Here is a 17,966-nt window from a genome sequence, read left to right on the forward strand (position 1 = left end):
TATTTTTATTATTAATCAATTTTTAAGACAATTTTGCCGATATTTAAATTTTTTTCCATTCGATTATGAGCCTCGTTTACTTCGTTCCAACTAACAATTGTATCAATAACTGGTTTTATTTTTTTAGATGCAAGGAAAGGTAAGACATGCTTACTGAATTGACTTGTTAAATAAATTTTTTGATCAAGTGTTTGTGAACGAAGTGTACTTCCGATTATAGAGATTCTTTTCATTAGTAATGGTAGTAGATTGAATTCGTTAATCTTTGAGCCACTCATTGTTCCGATTAGAATTAACCGACCATTCGTATTTAATGATTGAATGTTTTGATGGAAATAATCTGCGCCAACGAAATCTAAAATTAAATCTACACCTTTACCATTTGTTATTTTTTCAATTTCTGTTTGGAAATTTTGATTTTTATAATTAATGGCATGGTTTGCTCCTAATTGTAAACAGGCATCTAATTTTTCCTTTGTTCCTGCTGTGACGATTGAATTTGCACCAAATTCTTTCGCAAGCTGAATTGCCGCAGTTCCTACACCGCTGGCCCCAGCATGAATTAATACTGTTTCTTTTTCTTTTAATCGACCAAGTTCAAATACATTTAAATATGCTGTTAAAAAAACTTCAGGAATGGCTGCTGCTTCTTCCAAAGTCATATCGTCTGGAATTGGAATAGCAAGTTGTGATGGTAGAGAAACATACTCAGCATAACCGCCTCCTGGTAATAAACCACATACTCTGTCTCCAATTTTCCAGTTCGTTACATTTTTTCCAATTTCTTCGATTATGCCTGCCATCTCTAAACCTAATATTGGCGAAGCACCTGGAGGAACAGGGTATTTTCCATATTTTTGAAGAATATCTGCTCTATTTAAGGCCGTTGCATGAACTTTAATGAGAAGTTCATCATCACGGGTCGTAGGCTTTATGTCATTTCCAATAAATAATTCTTTTGAATCCACATTTACTTGAACTGCTCTCATTGTCAAAACCTTCCTTTATTTAATGATGAATACATCATACAACATATAGAGGAGAAAGAATATTTTAAAAACTCCAAGAAAATATCATCTGACGAAAATGATTGATAGAGAATTTATTTAATTTATTTGAAAAACTAGTGTATGATTGTTTAATTACGAATAAATACTTTTGGAATTTAAAACAAATTAGGTGAAAGATATGCAAGTGAAACATATTAACGATGTGAAAGAATTAATAAAAGAATGGCAAATCGCGTTGGAGGCAGAGCGGAATTTCTTAAAATTTCATGGCGGTAGAGGGCATTTATTAACAAAAGGTACGCCGCTATATGATATAGGACAAAGTACAGTGGTATTATTTACTGTCTATTCTGAGGTGTTTGTTCCGGATGGAACTCCAGTCCGCATAAAAATTGAAAACCAAGATTATCAAGGCGAAATCCTTTCTAGTAAAGGGTTGCAATTAGAAATAAAAATAAATGAAAATCTTAAGGCGAACATTCCATACGCAGAATTGTTTAGTGAACCTTGGGAATTGCTAGATCAATTAATAGAAAGACTTGATGAAATAAAAGATTATCGAGATAAACAAAAACGAATTATGAGACTAATGAATGCAAATTCAAAGCCAAAGCATCTTGAAAAATTAAAAAAAGGTAGTTCGGTTCAAAAGGAATGTATTTATCGTTCGTTCTATAATGCAACGACCTATATTTGGGGGCCACCAGGTACTGGTAAATCCTATAATTTGACGAATATGATTTTAAAGCATTATGAAAAGAATAAATCAGTACTAGTCATTGCTCATTCAAATGCTGCTGTTGATGTTTTAATGAAAAATGTGATTGCACAGCTTGAAGAAACTGCCAAATGGAAGAGTGGAGATATTGTCCGTTATGGATATACAAAGGATGAAGTACTCCTACAACATGATGATATTCTCTCATCTAAGCTTGTAGAGGTAGAGGATCAGTCAGTTCAAATAGAGTTAGAAAATTTGGACGATCGAAAATCAGCAATGATAAGAAAAGCGAAAAGAGGAGTCGCTTCAAGAGGTGACTTAAACGAGTTAAGTAAGATCCAAAATAAACTGAACAAGCTTCGTGGTGAGATTCGTGAAAAAGAAAAAGAATTGATTGATCAAGCAAAGGTAGTAGGTACTACATTATCAAAGTGTTCAATTGACCCTTTAATCTATTTGCGACAATTTGATTTGGTCATTGTTGATGAAATTAGTATGGCTTATACACCACAGATTGCCTTTGCAGCAACATTAGGAAAGAGAATCGTAGTATGTGGGGATTTCAAACAATTACCACCAATTGCAACTTGTTATCAAAATCAATATGTAAAAAAATGGCTTCAGGAAGATTTATTTCATCATGCGGGGATCGTGCAAAAAATTAATAATGGGGAAAGTTTAGAAAATCTAGTTCTCCTGAACAAACAAAGAAGGATGCATCCGAATATTTCAGGATTTACGAATAAAGAAATCTACCATTCTTTAGTATTTGATCACCCAACTGTTAAAAAGAGGGAAGAGATTTCAAAACATCGCCCATTTCCTATGAAAGCAAATTGTTTAGTGAACGCGCAGTTTTTCAACACATATGCTCTAAAAGATACAAATACTAACTCTAGATACAATTTAGGCTCAGCAATAATCGCCACACAATGTATGCTCACAAGTATAATAGATGGAGTTGAGTCAATTGGCGTTGTAACGCCGTATAGAGCTCAATCAAAACTATTAACAGAACTGCATAAAGATACAATTAGGAAAACAAAATATAAAGATTTGCCAATTCAAATTGCAACAGTTCATCGGTTTCAAGGTTCAGAAAGTGATGTAATCATATTTGATACCGTAGATACAAAGCCACAATATTCTCCAGGATATATCTTAACGGACCAAAATAGTGATCGATTAATAAATGTGGCATTAACGAGGGCAAAAGGAAAATTTATTCACATAACAGATATTCCATTTATGAAGAACAAGACAAGTCTTGAGAAAACAGTTCGTAAATTGATTGAATATCAAATTGAGCAGGAATATAAAATAGAAAAAAATGAATTTAAAAAAGTCTTTTCACATAGTATTTCAAAAAGATTGAGGTTCTTTCCAAATGATCAATCTGAGTGGAACGAGGAATTTATAAATGATCTTCGAAATATCAAGAAAAATCTAACTGTATCAATGCCGAATTTGTCTTCAATGTCTAATGAATTTCGAAAACTATTGAATGAAATTGACGTTCCGATCACCTTCATTAGTGAGTCTAGCTATGAAAACCAAAAAAATTGGAAATTTATCCATAAAGAATTTGTTCAACCACTCATTATTATAGATAATGAAATCCTTTGGTATGGACACCCTTACTGTCACCATACGATGAATCAGTCTATATTTACTGCTAGATTAAATAGTCCCAATACAATAAGAACATTAAAAGGATTTATAGATTATTAACATTACATGGATTGTACTCCATGTAATTTTTTTATTCTTTTACATTGATTTTTAGCATAAATTAGTAAAAAATTGCATCGGGATTGGTGTATATATACTCGAACGGACTGTCTTTGCGAAACTTGTCTATACGTGCTCTTTACTTGGATTTGATGTACTTATACAAATTAAATTGCTAAGTAGTCAAATCGAAGGAAATTCTAGTAGCTATTAAATCTATGAGATTAGTACAAGTTTTAAAACATTTAATGATTTTCACAATTAACAGTGATTTGCCAAAACCAAATCATCGACTATTTTTACAACATACAAAGGAGATAAGGGGTGTTTCCTATGAAAAGCAGTTATTGGCAAAATTGGTCTGGTAGTGTGAAGTTTAATCCACAACATATTTTTACACCAACTTCAATCGAAGAAGTTGTAGCGATCGTAAAAAAAGCAAATATAGAAAATAAGAAAATAAGAGTAGTAGGTTCACGTCACTCCTTTACCCCGCTAATATCAACAACTGATTTCCTCGTCTCTCTTGACCAATTACAAGGTGTCATTTCAATAGATATAGAAAAACAAATTGCTGAAGTATGGGCAGGAACAAAACTAGAAAGACTTGGGCAAGAATTATACGAGTCTGGTTTTGCCCAGGAAAATTTAGGCGATATTAATGTTCAATCTATTGCTGGAGCATTATTAACAGGTACACATGGTACTGGTGTACAGCATGGAATTTTAGCCACACAAATTGAAGAATTAACGGTTGTTTTACCTAATGGTGAAGTGTTAGTTTGTTCGAAAATAAAGAATATAGATCTATATAAAGCAATCGGTGTTTCACTAGGTTTACTTGGGATTGTAGTAAAAATGAAAATTAGAATTAAACCTGCTACTACATATCGTTATGAAAGTAAAAAAATTCAAACAGTAGATTTATATCATCGCATTGAAGAAATGAAGAATGAAAATGAGCATTTTGAATTTTATATGTTTCCTTACTCAAAAAATATACAAGTAAAACTGATGAATGAAACTAGAACAAAGAATTATTCTTTTAAGTTCGAAAAATGGAAAGTAGCAACCATTGAAAATAAAGCATTTTGGTTTTTAAGTGAAATTAGTAGAAATATTCCTAAAACTAGTAGGATGATTAGTAGATTAAGTGCCAAGAGTGTACCAAATTCTAGAATGATAGGACCTAGTTTTCAACTATTTTCTACAGTTCGAAATGTAAAATTTAATGAAATGGAATACAGTATTCCAAAGGTCCATATGGTTGATGCAACGAAAGAGATTCAAGAAGAAATTATAAAAAATAAATTCAATGTACATTTTCCAATTGAATGTAGATTTGTGAAAGCAGATCATTTTATGATTAGTCCTGCATCAGCACGTGACTCTGCTTATATTGCCATTCATATGTATAAAGGAATGCCACATCAGGATTATTTCTATCGAATTGAAGAAATTCTTCAAAGCTATGGTGGACGTCCACACTGGGGAAAAATGCATAACATGACATTAGTACAATTGGAGAAGTTATACCCTCATTTATCGCAATTCCTTGAAATTAGAAGTAAACTAGATCAAAAAAACGTATTTGTAAATGCATATTTAGGGAAGTTATTTAATATAGGATCATGTATTAATGACAGGAGGTTTTGACTTTCTGTCATTTTTTAATGAAATTTTCATTGAAAATTATTATCACTTATAATATGATGTTAGATGATAATGGTTTTCAATACATTTATAAAATCATAAAGAGTATGATTCATTTTGGAGGAAAAAAATGATGAAGAAGCAAACAACTTTGATCGCACTTTCAATTGCAACAAGCCTTATGGTAGCAGGGTGCTCACAAAAAACTGAAGAAACTAGTAAAGTTCAAAAGGATAAAAATGTTGTAGAAAAAGTAAAGCTAGATACTGAGATTAATAGTTATCGTGACTTTGTCGTTTCACAAACAGAAGAATTCGTAAAATCAACTCAACTATTCGTTAATGCAATCAATGCAGGTGATATAGAAGAAGCAAAACGTTTATATCCAATTAGCAGATCTTATTTTGAAAGAATAGAGCCAGTTGCAGAATCTTTTGGTGATTTAGATCCAAAAATTGATGCTCGTGAAGGTGATGTACCAGCTGAAGAGTGGACTGGTTTCCATAAAATTGAACAAGTATTATGGGTAGATAAAACAACAAAAGGTCTAGAAAAATATACGAAGCAATTAATGACCGATGCTAATTATTTACGTGCGAAAGTAGAAACAGTTGAAATTGATCCAGTTCTATTTGTGACAGGCCCTGTAGAATTATTAAATGAAGTTTCTTCTTCAAAAGTTACTGGTGAGGAAGAACGCTATTCACATACAGACTTAGCTGATTTTGCAGCAAACGTAGAAGGCTCACATAAAGTAATTGAATTAGTTTTACCTAAATTAAAGGAAAAAGATGCTGAGTTAGCGACTACTATTGATGACCGCTTTAAAGAATTAATGACATCATTGGATTCATATAAAAATGGTGAACAATATATCGATTACACGAAGTTAAAAGAAGATGAAGTGAAAAAATTAGCACAACAAGTTGATGCGCTTGCTGAACCAATCTCTCAAGTTGGCTCAACATTAGGAGTAAACTAATATGTCAAATTTAGAAACGAATAAAGTTTCAAGACGTGATGCACTTAAGTTAATAGGTGTAGGTGGGGCGGGATTATTAATTGGTGCAACTGGAATAGTGGCTGCAACTGATAAAGTTACAAATTTCTTTACACCAAATAAGGTGGATGCAAGTGAACTTCTTCCATTTTATGGTGAGCACCAACAAGGGATTACGACGCCTGCTCAAGACTTTATGTACTTAGCATCATTTCAACTAGAAACGACATCAAAAAATGAGATAAAGACTTTATTTAAAAAATGGACAGAAGCGGCAGCTACACTTAGTGAAGGAAAAGAGATTGGAGATTCAGATGTACTGTCATCACCTCCAGCAGATACTGGAGAAGCAATTGGACTTCAACCGATGAAACTGACTTTCACATTTGGTGTAGGACCTAGTTTCTTCGATAAATTATCAATACAATCAAAACGCCCAAGCCAATTAAAAGATTTGCCACATTTCCCAGGAGACGATTTAAGAGAAGAGTGGAATGGTGGAGATATTGCTGTTCAAGTTTGTGCGAATGATCAACAAGTTGCATTTCATGGCCTTCGTAATTTAATTCGAATTGGCCGCGGCATTGTATCTTTAAAATGGATGCAACATGGATTTCAACGTTCACAGGGTTCGGATCCATCTGGAAGCACTCCAAGAAATTTAATGGGCTTTAAAGATGGTACTGCAAATCCAAATACGAAAGATAAAGATGAAATGAATAAGCATGTTTGGATTCAAAATGATAATACACCAACATGGTTAGCTGGTGGATCTTATTTAGTGGCACGTAGAATTCGTATTCGTGTTGAGGAATGGGATCGTAGTACTTTAAATGACCAAGAAGCAACGTTTGGACGTCATCGTCAATCTGGTGCACCACTTGGCGAAAAGGACGAATTTGCAGAATTGAATGTAAAGAAAAAAGATTCAAATGGTAATTTAATGATTCCCGCAGATTCTCATGTTGCCTTAGCTAGAGGGAATGGTAAAGTGAAAATCTTAAGAAGATCTTATTCTTATACTGATGGATTAGATATTCAAACAGGAAAACTAGATGCAGGATTATTATTTGTTAGTTTCCAACAAGATATTGAGAAGCAATTCATACCTTTACAAGAAAAATTAGCGAAAATGGACTTATTAAATGAATATATTGAACATAATGGAAGTGCTGTCTTTGCATGTTTTGGTGGTGTAAAGAAAGGCAGCTATATCGGAGAAGGTTTAATCTAGGTGACAACAATGAAGAAAATAACAACGCTTTTCATAACTTTACTATTTATCTTTTTTATGAATAGTCCAATTCAGAAAACATTTGCTGAAACAGATGTCCAAGAACAAGTACTTTCACATATTGGGAATTCCTTAACTGAAGTTAAGAACGGGGAAAAAGATAAAGTGAAAGCAGATTTACAATCGATCAAAAGTTTAATTGAAAATGAAAAGAAAACCGATCAATTAAATAAGCTTGTAAATCATGCTCTTGAAGATTTAGAAAGTAATGATATCACAGCTATTAATGAAGATATCCGTGAAATTGCTTTTGAGACCGAAAATTGGATAAAAAATACGAATGTAACGAAAGATTTATCTCAAATTGATATAAAGAAACTAACATTCCATCTTGAAAAAGTGCAGTCTTATTCAACTGATTCAAATTGGGTAGAAGCAAAAAAACAATATAAATTATTCGAGGTTGAATGGTATAAAATTGAGAATGATTTAAGAAAAGCGAATGCTGGTTTCTACGGTGCAATTGAAGCAAATATGATCACGACTAGATCTGCTTTATTTTCATCTGAGCAGGACAGTAAGAAAGTAACAAGTAGCTTAACAAAATTAATTGATGTTTTAAATCATCCAACAACTGATTCAAATAAAGAGGTAAGTATCGAGAAAGCAATTGGAATAATTGATCAAACGATTGAGTATATCAATTCAGATGAAACAAAAAAAGCACAAAATGCATTTACAGAGTTCGTTCAGGATTGGCCTTATGTAGAGGTTGTTGTTCAAGCTAATTCAATGGAACTGTACAAACAAATTGAAAATGATACAACAATCGCTTTATCACAAATATCCGACAAACCAAACTCTAATCAAACGATGAAAACATTAAAACAGATTCAGACAAACTTAAATATGGCTACTGAGAAAAATTCGTACTCAATGTTTGATGCTGGTACAATTGTTTTTCGTGAAGGCTTAGAGGCGTTGATTATTATATCTGCGTTACTTGCACTAGTTTCAAAAAATAATCAAGTCGCTGCTCGTAAATGGATCTTCATTGGTGGAGCCTTTGGGGTTCTTGCAAGCTTAGTTGCGGGTGCATTATTCCAGTTCTTATTATCTAAAATTTCCGCGGGTATCAGTAATCAATTAATTGAAGGTGTTTCCGGTTTAATTGCCGTTGTCTTCATGTTAACAGTTGGACTTTGGTTGCATAAACAATCAAATCAAAAAGAGTATGGAAAAACAATGAAAGAAAAGGCGCAAGCTGCTTTAGCTGGCGGTGGAATTCTATCAATTAGTTTACTATCATTTTTTGCAGTATTTAGAGAAGGCGCAGAGACTGTAGTATTCTACATAGGGATGAGTTCATCAATCTCAATGAAAGAATTATTTATTGGATTTGCTGGTGGTATATTGATTCTAAGTATAATCGGTTTCATCCTATTGAAAGGAAGTAAACTAATACCACTAAAACCATTTTTCTTAATTGCAAGTTTATGTATTTACTATTTAACGTTTAAATTTATTGGACAAAGTATTCATGCACTACAAGGGATTGGTTACTTACCAAACCACATGTCTACAAAACTTCCAACTATACCAAAAATAGGGATTTACCCTTCATTTGAAAGTGCAATTCCACAAATCATGTTATTACTATTTGTGATCTGGTTGTTTGTTGGAACAAAGATCGTTAGTAAAAAACAATCGATTTCAGCATAGTAGGTTCTAATTTGATGAGAACAACATAAGAAAATGGCAGCTAATGAATATTGGTTGCCATTTTTTTATTTATAATTTTACAAAAACTACCATGAATACGTGTAGAATAATAAAAATAGGTATAGTAAAATTCAAAAGTAGAAACAATTCTTAAAAAGATTAGATAAGGATATTTTGATAGATAACATGTTGGAAACAATGTTTGTAGAAATCCAAAATCCAAGAGTTGAGGTATAGTTAAGTAATTATTAAAATTGATAGAAGAATTAATGAGAGGTGTTTTATGACAGAAAGAAAATTACATCCAAAAGTAGATGCATTTTTAAGTAAGGCCAAAAATTGGCAAGAAGAATTTGAAAATTTGAGAAGAATCGTTCTTGATTGTAATCTGACAGAAGAATTTAAGTGGATGCATCCTTGCTACACATTTGAAGATAAAAATATAGTGTTAATACATGGATTTAAAGAGTATTGTGCGCTTTTATTTCATAAAGGTGCCTTATTAAAGGATGAAAAGGGGATTTTAATTCAACAAACGGAGAATGTACAGTCGGCTCGCCAAATTAGATTCACCAATGTTCAACAAATAATTGATATGGAAGAAATCTTGAAAGCATATATTTATGAAGCCATAGAAGTTGAGAAATCTGGATTGGAAGTCGAGTTTAAAAAAAATACGGAATACATAGTTCCTGAAGAATTTCAAGTGAAATTAGATGAAATGCCTGAATTGAAAACTGCTTTTGAAGAATTAACGCCTGGCCGTCAGAGAGCATATCTTCTTTATTTTGCTGCACCCAAACAATCTAAAACAAGAGTATCAAGAGTAGAAAAATATATACCGCAAATCCTTGATGGAAAAGGTTTAAAAGATTAGGTTGCTAGAACCTTTGATAAATTAACAAAAATGAAGGGACCTTTTTAGGTCCTTTCATGTTGATTAAACGAATATACACATCAAAATATCATCCAAATATTCATGATCATTTATTTTATATTCTTTCACTTTACGTCCTTCTTCAACAAACCCCAAACTTTTATATAATGTAATAGCTCTTGTATTTGTAGCAAACACCGCTAAACTAACTTTTTCAATAAATGGATTCTTCTTAGCCCATATTAGTAATTCTTCTAATAATAATCTTCCAATCCCTGCGTTTCGCATATCTTTTTTTACCATAATTCCTAATGAACCAGTGTGTGATAAACGTTTTCGATTTTGTGTGTTGAAACAAATCCATCCAATGATCTCACCATTTACTTCGGCTACTAACAAAGTTTCTCTTTCATTTTCCAGCGTATTTTTAACCCATTCTTGTTGTTCTTCTACAGTTTTATTAAATTCTTCAGATACCGAAATAAAATATTGGCCTTCAGCAACAACTTCTCGTTGAATATCTAATAGCGCAGCTGAATCCTCGATACGAGCTGTGCGAATAATTGATTTTTGTAGCTTGTTTTCAGACAATGATTTTCATCCTTTCAAAACAGTTGTTAATCTAACATTCAACAGGAAGGGAATATAACCTTCTTTTGTTTTAAAATCATAAAAAATTGATTTAGAAACATAAATAAATTCTGAGTTTTATGTTGATTGAAACATGATCTAGTATGAAGTTTATCTAACTATAAGTATGAACATTAAAAATTTACCAAATTTGAGCTAAAATATTTAAAATAAATATTAAAAGCGATATGATAAAGTATAAGAAAAAATGTAGTTATACATAAAAATATTATGCAAACTAAATCGTTTGAAGGAGGATATACAAATGCTACAAAAAGCAACATTTGCAGGTGGTTGTTTCTGGTGTATGGTAACACCATTTGAAGACCTACCTGGCATACACGGTATTGTATCGGGGTATATGGGAGGACACTTAGAAAATCCAACATATGAAGAAGTTAAAAAAGGTAGTACTGGACACTATGAAGTAGTTCAAATTACGTTTGAAGATGAAGTATTTCCTTATCAGAAATTATTAGATCTATTTTGGCCACAAATTGATCCAACAGATGCAGATGGTCAGTTCCAAGATCGAGGTCCTCAATATCGAGCAGCAATTTTTGTTCATAATGAATCTCAACTTGCAGAAGCTACAGCTTCAAAGGAAGAGCTAATTGCAGGTTCACGTTTTAAAAAGCCGATCGTAACAGAAATTTTACAAGCATCAACATTTTATGAGGCTGAGGAATATCACCAAGATTATCATAAGAAAAATCCAAAGCACTATAAAGAAGATCGTGCGATGTCTGGTAGAGATGAGTTCATTAACGAAAATTGGAAATAATTTGAAAATTAGAAGCTCATTTGGGCTTCTATTATTTTAAGAATATTCATTTGAAAAAATTGAAAGGAGATAGCAATTATGGAATTAAAACAGACGAATAGAAAGTATGTTACTGTTGGATTATTGGTAGCGGTAACGTTAGCGGCAATTGAAGGCACAATCATTACGACTGCTACTCCTACAATTACGTCAGATCTTTCAGGTGTCAATTTAATGAGTTGGATTTTTGCAGCCTATATGTTGGCTATGACTGTAACAACCCCAATTTATGGGAAGTTATCTGACTTATATGGCCGTAAAAATTTATTAATTTTCGGAATACTAATGTTCGTGTTAGGTTCAATTTTATGTGGTTTTGCACAGAATATGGGTCAGTTAATAACGTTTAGAGCTATTCAAGGAATAGGTGCTGGGGCAGCATTACCACTTACAATGACAGTAATTGGCGATCTATATCCATATCAAGAGCGTGCTAAGGTTCAAGGATTTATTAGTGCTGTATGGGCTGTATCAAGTGTAATAGGACCTTTAGTTGGTGGCTTTTTTGTAGATTTTATATCATGGCGATTTATCTTCTTTATTAATATTCCATTTGGTATATTGTCTACTTATATATTGTGGAAATTCTATCATCAAAAAGTTGAACAAACAAAAAGAATTTCGATTGATTACTTAGGTACAATTTTATTTATCATCAGTACATTATCTGTTTTATATGCTTTAGTAGTAGGGGGAGAGCAGGGGGATTGGAGTTCTCCTAATCTAATATTTCTATTTAGTATTGCCATTATTTTCTTTGTACTTTTCCTTTATGTTGAAACGAAAGCAATTGAACCGTTATTACCTTTATCACTATTTAAGATTCAAAATTTAGTCGTCACATATGCTGCGATGTTTGTTGCACATGCATTACTAATTGGAATCGAAGTGTATTTACCAGTATATAATCAAAGTGTATTTGGAAAAAGTGCCACAGAGTCTGGTTTAATGTTAATACCATTATCTTTTTCCTGGACAATTGGCTCATTCTTGTCTGGACGACTGATTAAACAGCTGTCAGCAAAACAAATCATTTTATTTGGTACTTTCTTTTGTATGATTGGTTCTTTAGGTTTATATGGACTGCATAGTGTAGAATTTTTTGTTTATGTATGTAATGCCTTTCTAGGATTAGGTTTTGGGTTATCATTTCCAATTTATATGATCATCATTTCTTCTGCTGTTGAAACAAACCAAAGAGGAATTGCAATTGGTGCAAATTCGTTTCTGAATACATTTAGTCAGACAATTACAGTCGCGATCTTAGGGACAATTTTTACCCTAAAGGCTTCTAGCATTTTAAATGGGCAAAAATTAGTTTTGGGTGCACATAGTCAATCTGGAGAACATGTAGTATCAGATTCTATTAAAAATGCAGTTACTGCAGGATTTCAAACAATTACCCTTTTAATGGCAATTTTTAGTGTACTCACATTTATTTTTGTATTATTTTTACCTAAAATGCATTCCGAAGAAAAGAAAGTTGAAGTGGCTCAATAATAAATAAAGAAAGCTGGGAAATTATGAACTCAACCATGAAAGGGATATTATATGGCGTATTTGCCTATGTCTTATGGGGCATCCTACCAATTTATTGGAAGCTTGTGCAGGATATTGCACCTTTTGAAATATTAACACACCGAATCATGTGGTCATTTGTAACGTTATTGATTTTTATATTTTTAATTAGAAAAGGAACAGAATTTAAAGAAACTTGGAAACAAGTAATTGGAAATAAAAAAGTCTTATTTTCAATGATTTTGGTTTCATTGTTAATCAGTACAAATTGGTTACTTTATATTTGGGCAGTAAACTCAAATCATATTTTAGATGCTAGCTTAGGGTACTATATTAATCCTTTAGTTAGTATTATACTTGGCGTAATTGTGTTAAAAGAAAAATTGTCGTTTTGGCAAATTTTTTCAGTTTGTCTCGCAACAATCGGTGTGGGTGGGGTATTTAACGATCACTTCTGGTACATTGCCAATCATCGCGATCTGTTTATCTTTAACGTTTGCTTTTTACGGACTTTTAAAGAAAATATTAAAAATAGAAGCATTTTTTAGTTTAACAATTGAAACTTTATTAATTTTCCCGGTAGCACTTATTTATTTCATATTCTTATCGGCAAATGGAGATGCAGGATTCATTAAGAGTGCTCCAATTGAGCAATTACTATTGGTCGGTGCAGGTTTCGTAACAATTTTACCTTTATTATTTTTTGGAAAAGCAACAGAATTAATTCCATACACTTATGTAGGTTTCTTACAGTTTATCTCGCCTACAATTAGCTTGTTAATTGGTGTATTATTATACGGTGAAAGCTTTACTAGTACTGATATGATTTCATTTTCATTTATATGGGTAGCATGTTTATTCTTCTCTATTTCAAATACGCCATTTATGAAATCTATTGAGCAAAAATTTAAAAAGCAAAACAAAAAACAATCGATGTCAGCATAAAGCTTGTTTTATGCGTTTGAATGCATTGAAAGGAGTACCAATGTCTGGAACTAAAACGAATGCAATGAGAATATTAGATTCAAAAAAAGTACAATATCAAACTTTTTCATACGAAATAACTGATGGAAAGATTGATGGCGTATCTGTTGCAAATAAAATTGGGAAAGAACCAGAAATGGTGTATAAAACATTAGTGTCTATTACGCCGTCTAAATCAATTTATGTATTTGTCATTCCGGTAGAAAAAGAGTTAGATTTAAAATTAGCGGCAAAAGTAGCGGGAGAAAAAAAGCTGGAATTATTACCAGTAAAAGATTTGCTAACCAACACCGGATATGTTCGTGGAGGATGTTCTCCAATCGGAATGAAAAAGCAATTTCCAACGATTATTGAACAATCTGCGGACCAATTAAGTGAGATTATTGTTAGTGGTGGAAAGATAGGTATACAACTTCAACTGAATGTGAATGATTTAATACAAACAACTCGAAGCAAACTAGCAAAAGTTGCAAAATGACTGAAGTTTTGAGGGATCTAAAAATGAACTATTTTTATTGTTATTTAATCATTGTAAATATACTATCTTATACAGTAATGGGTATCGATAAATACCGTGCACGACGAAAACTTTGGAGAATTCCTGAACGGATCTTGTTTTTATTAGCGATTATCGGTGGATCAATCGGATCGATTTTAGCCATGTACTATTTTCGTCATAAAACAAAGCATCCAAAATTTGTCTTTGGATACTGGATTATTTTATTTATCCAATGTGTTTTGTACTTCTTCTTTTTCTAATTTCTTTCGGATAGTCTCCTATTAATTGTACAAAATATTTTTATAACAATTAGTAAGGAGGCGATAGTAATGGGACGTGGAAAAGGCGGCAGAACAAATAATGCTGGGCAAAAACAACCTAATTATGAGGATAAGTCAAATTTAGCTGAATCTAAAAAAAATAAAGCTCAACAGTAAAAAAGAGTGCCTGTTATCATTTCTTTGATTACAGGCTTTCTTTATTGGAAGTGGGGAAATGAAATGAAAAAAGAATGGTTTGCAAGATTAAATGGACTTGGTGTTAATGAAGTTTCAAATGAGAATATGACAATCTACTTTATAAATGAAGAAAACGTAGATGAAGCGGTGAAAGATTTAAGTAGAAAAGTGAAATGGGATGAAAATTGGTTAATCATTGGGTTCGAAGATGAAACTGATGATGTCATATTTATCAACCAGTTAACTGGAGAAATTTGTACTGCGTATGAGTTTGAAAAAAGTTGGGAAGTAGTCTCTTTATTTTCAAGTGTAAATGAGTTTTTAAAAGCTTATGGATATTAAAATTAGAAAAAGATGAATACTTATGACAGTATTCATCTTTTTTATTAGACTGATATATTTTGTGTGTCTTTTAATGCTTCTGCTTGTTTGTATTTTTTCTCATTTACATATAATTTACTGATAATCATCAATGAGACAGCACCAAATATTAGTACCATATATCGTAGTCCAATTGTATCTAAAAACAGTCCAGTGCTTAATAATACAACTTGAAACATAACTCGTTCATACATACTTCTAAATGAAAAAAGTCTACCATGATATGTCTTGTCAATTGATGTTTGGAATAGGGTAGATGAAACAGGGAAGAAACATCCAACTGCTAATCCGAAAAGTGAAAATGAAACAATTGGCATCCAGTGAATATTTGCAAAAAATAGTGTTAAATGAGCAATTGCCACCATTGTTGTGAAAAAATATAATAACCCTGTATTTGAGAACTTCTTAGTTAATCGTTTAATGATAAATGCACCGAGCATAAACGATATACCTTCAAATGTATAAATAAGTCCTTTTATAGAATCATTATGTTGTAAATCACTGATCTCAATTACCATTAAATTAAATCCGCCAATAAATAAAAGAGGGATAATATTTAATATAATTAAATTTAAAACACCTGGTGTACTTCGGATTAAACGGAAGATTTCTGTAAAGCCTTCTTTTTGTTTCGGATTATTTACTTTTACATCTGATGATACTTGAACCTTCGATTGTTCTTCAAATCGCAAGAAGAAAGTCATAATAAAAAGAAATGCATAAGCTAGCATACTAATTCCATAAACATTCGTTAAACTTGTTGCGACAACTAAAATGCCACCAATTGAAGTGCCGGCAATTCGAGCAATTGTTGAAATATTCATATGTATCCCATTTAAGGATAACAATTGATCTTCTTTCACAATAAGTGGAATAACCGCTTGAAGCGCTGGAAAATAAAATGCCGCCGATATTTGTAAACATACTAAAAATAAAACCATAAAAATAATATTTTCATAATGAATTGCAATAAACATGATGATTGTACTTAATGTTCGACCAAGTCCACTAATTAATAATATTTTTTTCTTTGAATATTGATCAATTAATCGACCAGCTAATGGACCAACAATTACACCTGCAAGTAATCCAAAAAAGAGAATAAGAGATTTAAAGAAATCGGAAGGGACATGCTGTTGCATAAAATCAAGATTCCCAATTATTCCAACCCATAATCCGATTCCAGCTCCAAATTCTCCGATTAGAACAATCCAAACGTTACGGTTTCTCCACATTTATAAAAAACCTCTTTTTCTAAGAATATTTCTAAGACTTTAGCTATTATCTCAAATAAAGGATAAAAAAACTATTAAAAAAATTAAAATTTTTTTAAAAAAAGAAGCCTTTTTGGCTTCAATAACTGTGTGTTGTGTAGTACAAAATTTGATTTTCACACTGATAAAAAACGTTTATTTTGAGTAGTACACCTACCTAAGTAGTAGAGAAAAATTCGTTTTTAGTATAGATTCCCGGGTATTCATTATAAAGGCTTTTATTCTTCTATCTCATATTCGAGATTATGTAACAGTAAATTAGTTGCTTCTTTTAATTTAGAAGAAGAATCAAATGTAGCTTGTGCTTGCTGTGCATTTCCTCCACCTTTGCCATCGATTTGAGAAAGGATAGTTTTAATGACATTCCCACAATGTAAATCACTGCCTGTTTGATTCAAAAATAATAGTCTATTGTCTTTTAAACTTGTAAAAATAATAATCGAAGGCAGTTTGTTTTGAATTATTTTTGTTAGTAATTGTAAATCCTTCATGTCTTCTTCAGTAAATGATTGAAATATAATCCCATTTTTAGCGTTTACTAAACATTCGTTAGAGATCGAATCAAAAATTAACGCTTTTAGACGATCAATTTCTTTTTGAGCTTCCCTTAATTCGGAAATGGTTTGTTCAATTTTATCTTTTATTTGCTCTGAATTTGTATTAAATAATTGATTGATGCTTGATACTATTTGATTTGTTTTTTGAAATTCTTCAAGTGCACGATTCCCACATTTAAAATGAAGGCGGGTAGCTTGTCTGACTTTTTCAGTTTTCATCAACTTTAGCAAACCAATTTCACCTGTTTGTTTGACATGTGTACCACAGCAAGCTGAAACATCAGTACCTGTTATTTCTACAATTCGTATATCCTCATCATTTACCTTTGGTAATTTTCGTAGGTTAAGGGTATGTAGTTGATCCTTTTTGACGAAATATGTTTTAATCTCGTTATTTTGGATAATTTTTTGGTAAACTGCTAGCTCAATCTGGATTAATTGATTTGATGTCAGACTAGGTGTATCCAAATCGATTGTGACCGTATCTTTACCAAGATGGAAACTGATCGTTGGAATATCATACAATTCTATAATCGCAGCAGATAGAAGATGCTGGCCACTATGGTGTTGCATATGATCAAGTCTTCTATCCCAATCAATGATACATTTCACTGTATCGTTTTTCGGCTTTTCTCTTAAAACGTGAACGACTTGAGTGTCATGATCAATACATTCGATTAATTCTATTCCGTCAATTGTCCCAGAATCAGATGGTTGACCACCACTTTCAGGGTAAAATGCAGAATCTTCTAATTTAATATGGTAAAGTCCATCTATTTCTTGTATATCAACGATGGAAGTTGTCCATTCTTTCAATGTGGACTGTTCATAATATAGTTTTTGTGCCATAATCTTACCTCGTTATTTTTACTTTAAGATTATTATATAGAGTGT

At 32.0% G+C, this 17,966-nt stretch carries 17 protein-coding genes; 13 read left to right on the forward strand and 4 right to left on the reverse strand.

Annotated features, from left to right (window positions below):
• Positions 1-11 precede the first annotated feature (11 nt).
• Positions 12-989, reverse strand: a complete 978-nt coding sequence (locus ABID96_RS08955) for an NAD(P)H-quinone oxidoreductase (protein ID WP_192601704.1) — start codon at positions 987-989, stop codon at positions 12-14.
• A 199-nt stretch (positions 990-1,188) separates the two neighbouring features.
• Between ABID96_RS08955 and ABID96_RS08960 the strand changes: the two genes are divergently transcribed.
• The 6 genes from ABID96_RS08960 (at position 1,189) to ABID96_RS08985 (ending at position 9,948) form a co-directional block, all read left to right on the forward strand.
• On the forward strand, positions 1,189-3,462 hold the full coding sequence (locus ABID96_RS08960) for an AAA domain-containing protein (RefSeq protein ID WP_192601705.1): 2,274 nt from the start codon (positions 1,189-1,191) through the stop codon (positions 3,460-3,462).
• A 324-nt stretch (positions 3,463-3,786) separates the two neighbouring features.
• Positions 3,787-5,118, forward strand: a complete 1,332-nt coding sequence (locus ABID96_RS08965; protein ID WP_483300772.1) for a D-arabinono-1,4-lactone oxidase — start codon at positions 3,787-3,789, stop codon at positions 5,116-5,118.
• 130 nt (positions 5,119-5,248) lie between these two features.
• Positions 5,249-6,097 (forward strand): iron uptake system protein EfeO, encoded by an 849-nt coding sequence (gene efeO, locus ABID96_RS08970; protein WP_087998600.1) that lies wholly within the window; start codon positions 5,249-5,251, stop codon positions 6,095-6,097.
• Position 6,098: 1 nt separating this feature from the next.
• Positions 6,099-7,349 (forward strand): iron uptake transporter deferrochelatase/peroxidase subunit, encoded by a 1,251-nt coding sequence (gene efeB / locus ABID96_RS08975; RefSeq protein ID WP_192601707.1) that lies wholly within the window; start codon positions 6,099-6,101, stop codon positions 7,347-7,349.
• Between the two features lie 9 nt (positions 7,350-7,358).
• Positions 7,359-9,071 (forward strand): FTR1 family iron permease, encoded by a 1,713-nt coding sequence (locus ABID96_RS08980; protein ID WP_192601708.1) that lies wholly within the window; start codon positions 7,359-7,361, stop codon positions 9,069-9,071.
• A 283-nt stretch (positions 9,072-9,354) separates the two neighbouring features.
• Positions 9,355-9,948, forward strand: coding sequence for a YdeI/OmpD-associated family protein (locus ABID96_RS08985; RefSeq protein ID WP_192601709.1), 594 nt, complete (start codon positions 9,355-9,357; stop codon positions 9,946-9,948).
• Between the two features lie 63 nt (positions 9,949-10,011).
• On the opposite strand, the gene ABID96_RS08990 is transcribed toward ABID96_RS08985, so the two are convergent.
• A complete protein-coding gene (locus tag ABID96_RS08990) occupies positions 10,012-10,539 on the reverse strand; it encodes a GNAT family N-acetyltransferase (protein WP_377896814.1) in 528 nt (175 codons plus the stop codon).
• Positions 10,540-10,843: 304 nt separating this feature from the next.
• Here ABID96_RS08990 and msrA point away from each other — a divergent pair, with 304 nt between their 5' ends.
• The 7 genes from msrA to ABID96_RS09025 all read left to right on the forward strand — a co-directional run bounded on the left by msrA (position 10,844) and on the right by ABID96_RS09025 (position 15,202).
• Complete coding sequence (gene msrA, locus ABID96_RS08995) at positions 10,844-11,362, forward strand: peptide-methionine (S)-S-oxide reductase MsrA (protein ID WP_192601710.1); 519 nt, start codon at positions 10,844-10,846, stop codon at positions 11,360-11,362.
• Between the two features lie 78 nt (positions 11,363-11,440).
• Positions 11,441-12,901 (forward strand): MDR family MFS transporter, encoded by a 1,461-nt coding sequence (locus tag ABID96_RS09000; protein ID WP_192601711.1) that lies wholly within the window; start codon positions 11,441-11,443, stop codon positions 12,899-12,901.
• 35 nt (positions 12,902-12,936) lie between these two features.
• Positions 12,937-13,467, forward strand: coding sequence for an EamA family transporter RarD (gene rarD, locus ABID96_RS09005; RefSeq protein WP_377897051.1), 531 nt, complete (start codon positions 12,937-12,939; stop codon positions 13,465-13,467).
• Positions 13,352-13,864: an EamA family transporter gene (locus tag ABID96_RS09010; protein WP_377896815.1), complete on the forward strand. Its 513-nt coding sequence runs from the start codon at positions 13,352-13,354 to the stop codon at positions 13,862-13,864. The genes rarD and ABID96_RS09010 overlap by 116 nt, the downstream gene beginning before the upstream one ends.
• A 40-nt stretch (positions 13,865-13,904) precedes the next feature.
• Positions 13,905-14,381 (forward strand): Cys-tRNA(Pro) deacylase, encoded by a 477-nt coding sequence (ybaK, locus tag ABID96_RS09015; protein WP_192601713.1) that lies wholly within the window; start codon positions 13,905-13,907, stop codon positions 14,379-14,381.
• Between the two features lie 23 nt (positions 14,382-14,404).
• Positions 14,405-14,662, forward strand: a complete 258-nt coding sequence (locus ABID96_RS09020; protein ID WP_087998193.1) for a DUF1294 domain-containing protein — start codon at positions 14,405-14,407, stop codon at positions 14,660-14,662.
• Between the two features lie 240 nt (positions 14,663-14,902).
• Positions 14,903-15,202: a hypothetical protein gene (locus tag ABID96_RS09025; protein ID WP_192601714.1), complete on the forward strand. Its 300-nt coding sequence runs from the start codon at positions 14,903-14,905 to the stop codon at positions 15,200-15,202.
• Positions 15,203-15,246: 44 nt separating this feature from the next.
• Here ABID96_RS09025 and ABID96_RS09030 read toward each other — a convergent pair whose 3' ends face one another.
• Entirely contained in the window at positions 15,247-16,476 is a 1,230-nt protein-coding gene (locus ABID96_RS09030) for an MFS transporter (protein ID WP_192601715.1), read from the reverse strand.
• Between the two features lie 257 nt (positions 16,477-16,733).
• Complete coding sequence (locus ABID96_RS09035; RefSeq protein WP_192601716.1) at positions 16,734-17,921, reverse strand: alanyl-tRNA editing protein; 1,188 nt, start codon at positions 17,919-17,921, stop codon at positions 16,734-16,736.
• Between the last annotated feature and the right edge of the window lie 45 nt (positions 17,922-17,966).

This window comes from Gottfriedia sp. OAE603, from assembly GCF_040543965.1.
Taxonomy (GTDB): Bacteria; Bacillota; Bacilli; order Bacillales; family Bacillaceae_G; genus Gottfriedia; species Gottfriedia solisilvae.

What these genes read in the sequence shown, in the direction of transcription:
- ABID96_RS09035 (WP_192601716.1), bottom strand. Translation starts at nt 17,921, where the DNA reads ATGGCACAAAAACTATATTATGAACAGTCCACATTGAAAGAATGGACA.
- ABID96_RS08955 (WP_192601704.1), bottom strand. Translation starts at nt 989, where the DNA reads ATGAGAGCAGTTCAAGTAAATGTGGATTCAAAAGAATTATTTATTGGA.
- ABID96_RS09000 (WP_192601711.1), top strand. Translation starts at nt 11,441, where the DNA reads ATGGAATTAAAACAGACGAATAGAAAGTATGTTACTGTTGGATTATTG.
- msrA (WP_192601710.1), top strand. Translation starts at nt 10,844, where the DNA reads ATGCTACAAAAAGCAACATTTGCAGGTGGTTGTTTCTGGTGTATGGTA.
- ybaK (WP_192601713.1), top strand. Translation starts at nt 13,905, where the DNA reads ATGTCTGGAACTAAAACGAATGCAATGAGAATATTAGATTCAAAAAAA.
- ABID96_RS08980 (WP_192601708.1), top strand. Translation starts at nt 7,359, where the DNA reads ATGAAGAAAATAACAACGCTTTTCATAACTTTACTATTTATCTTTTTT.
- efeO (WP_087998600.1), top strand. Translation starts at nt 5,249, where the DNA reads ATGAAGAAGCAAACAACTTTGATCGCACTTTCAATTGCAACAAGCCTT.
- ABID96_RS09020 (WP_087998193.1), top strand. Translation starts at nt 14,405, where the DNA reads ATGAACTATTTTTATTGTTATTTAATCATTGTAAATATACTATCTTAT.
- efeB (WP_192601707.1), top strand. Translation starts at nt 6,099, where the DNA reads ATGTCAAATTTAGAAACGAATAAAGTTTCAAGACGTGATGCACTTAAG.
- ABID96_RS09025 (WP_192601714.1), top strand. Translation starts at nt 14,903, where the DNA reads ATGAAAAAAGAATGGTTTGCAAGATTAAATGGACTTGGTGTTAATGAA.
- ABID96_RS08985 (WP_192601709.1), top strand. Translation starts at nt 9,355, where the DNA reads ATGACAGAAAGAAAATTACATCCAAAAGTAGATGCATTTTTAAGTAAG.
- rarD (WP_377897051.1), top strand. Translation starts at nt 12,937, where the DNA reads ATGAAAGGGATATTATATGGCGTATTTGCCTATGTCTTATGGGGCATC.
- ABID96_RS08960 (WP_192601705.1), top strand. Translation starts at nt 1,189, where the DNA reads ATGCAAGTGAAACATATTAACGATGTGAAAGAATTAATAAAAGAATGG.
- ABID96_RS09030 (WP_192601715.1), bottom strand. Translation starts at nt 16,476, where the DNA reads ATGTGGAGAAACCGTAACGTTTGGATTGTTCTAATCGGAGAATTTGGA.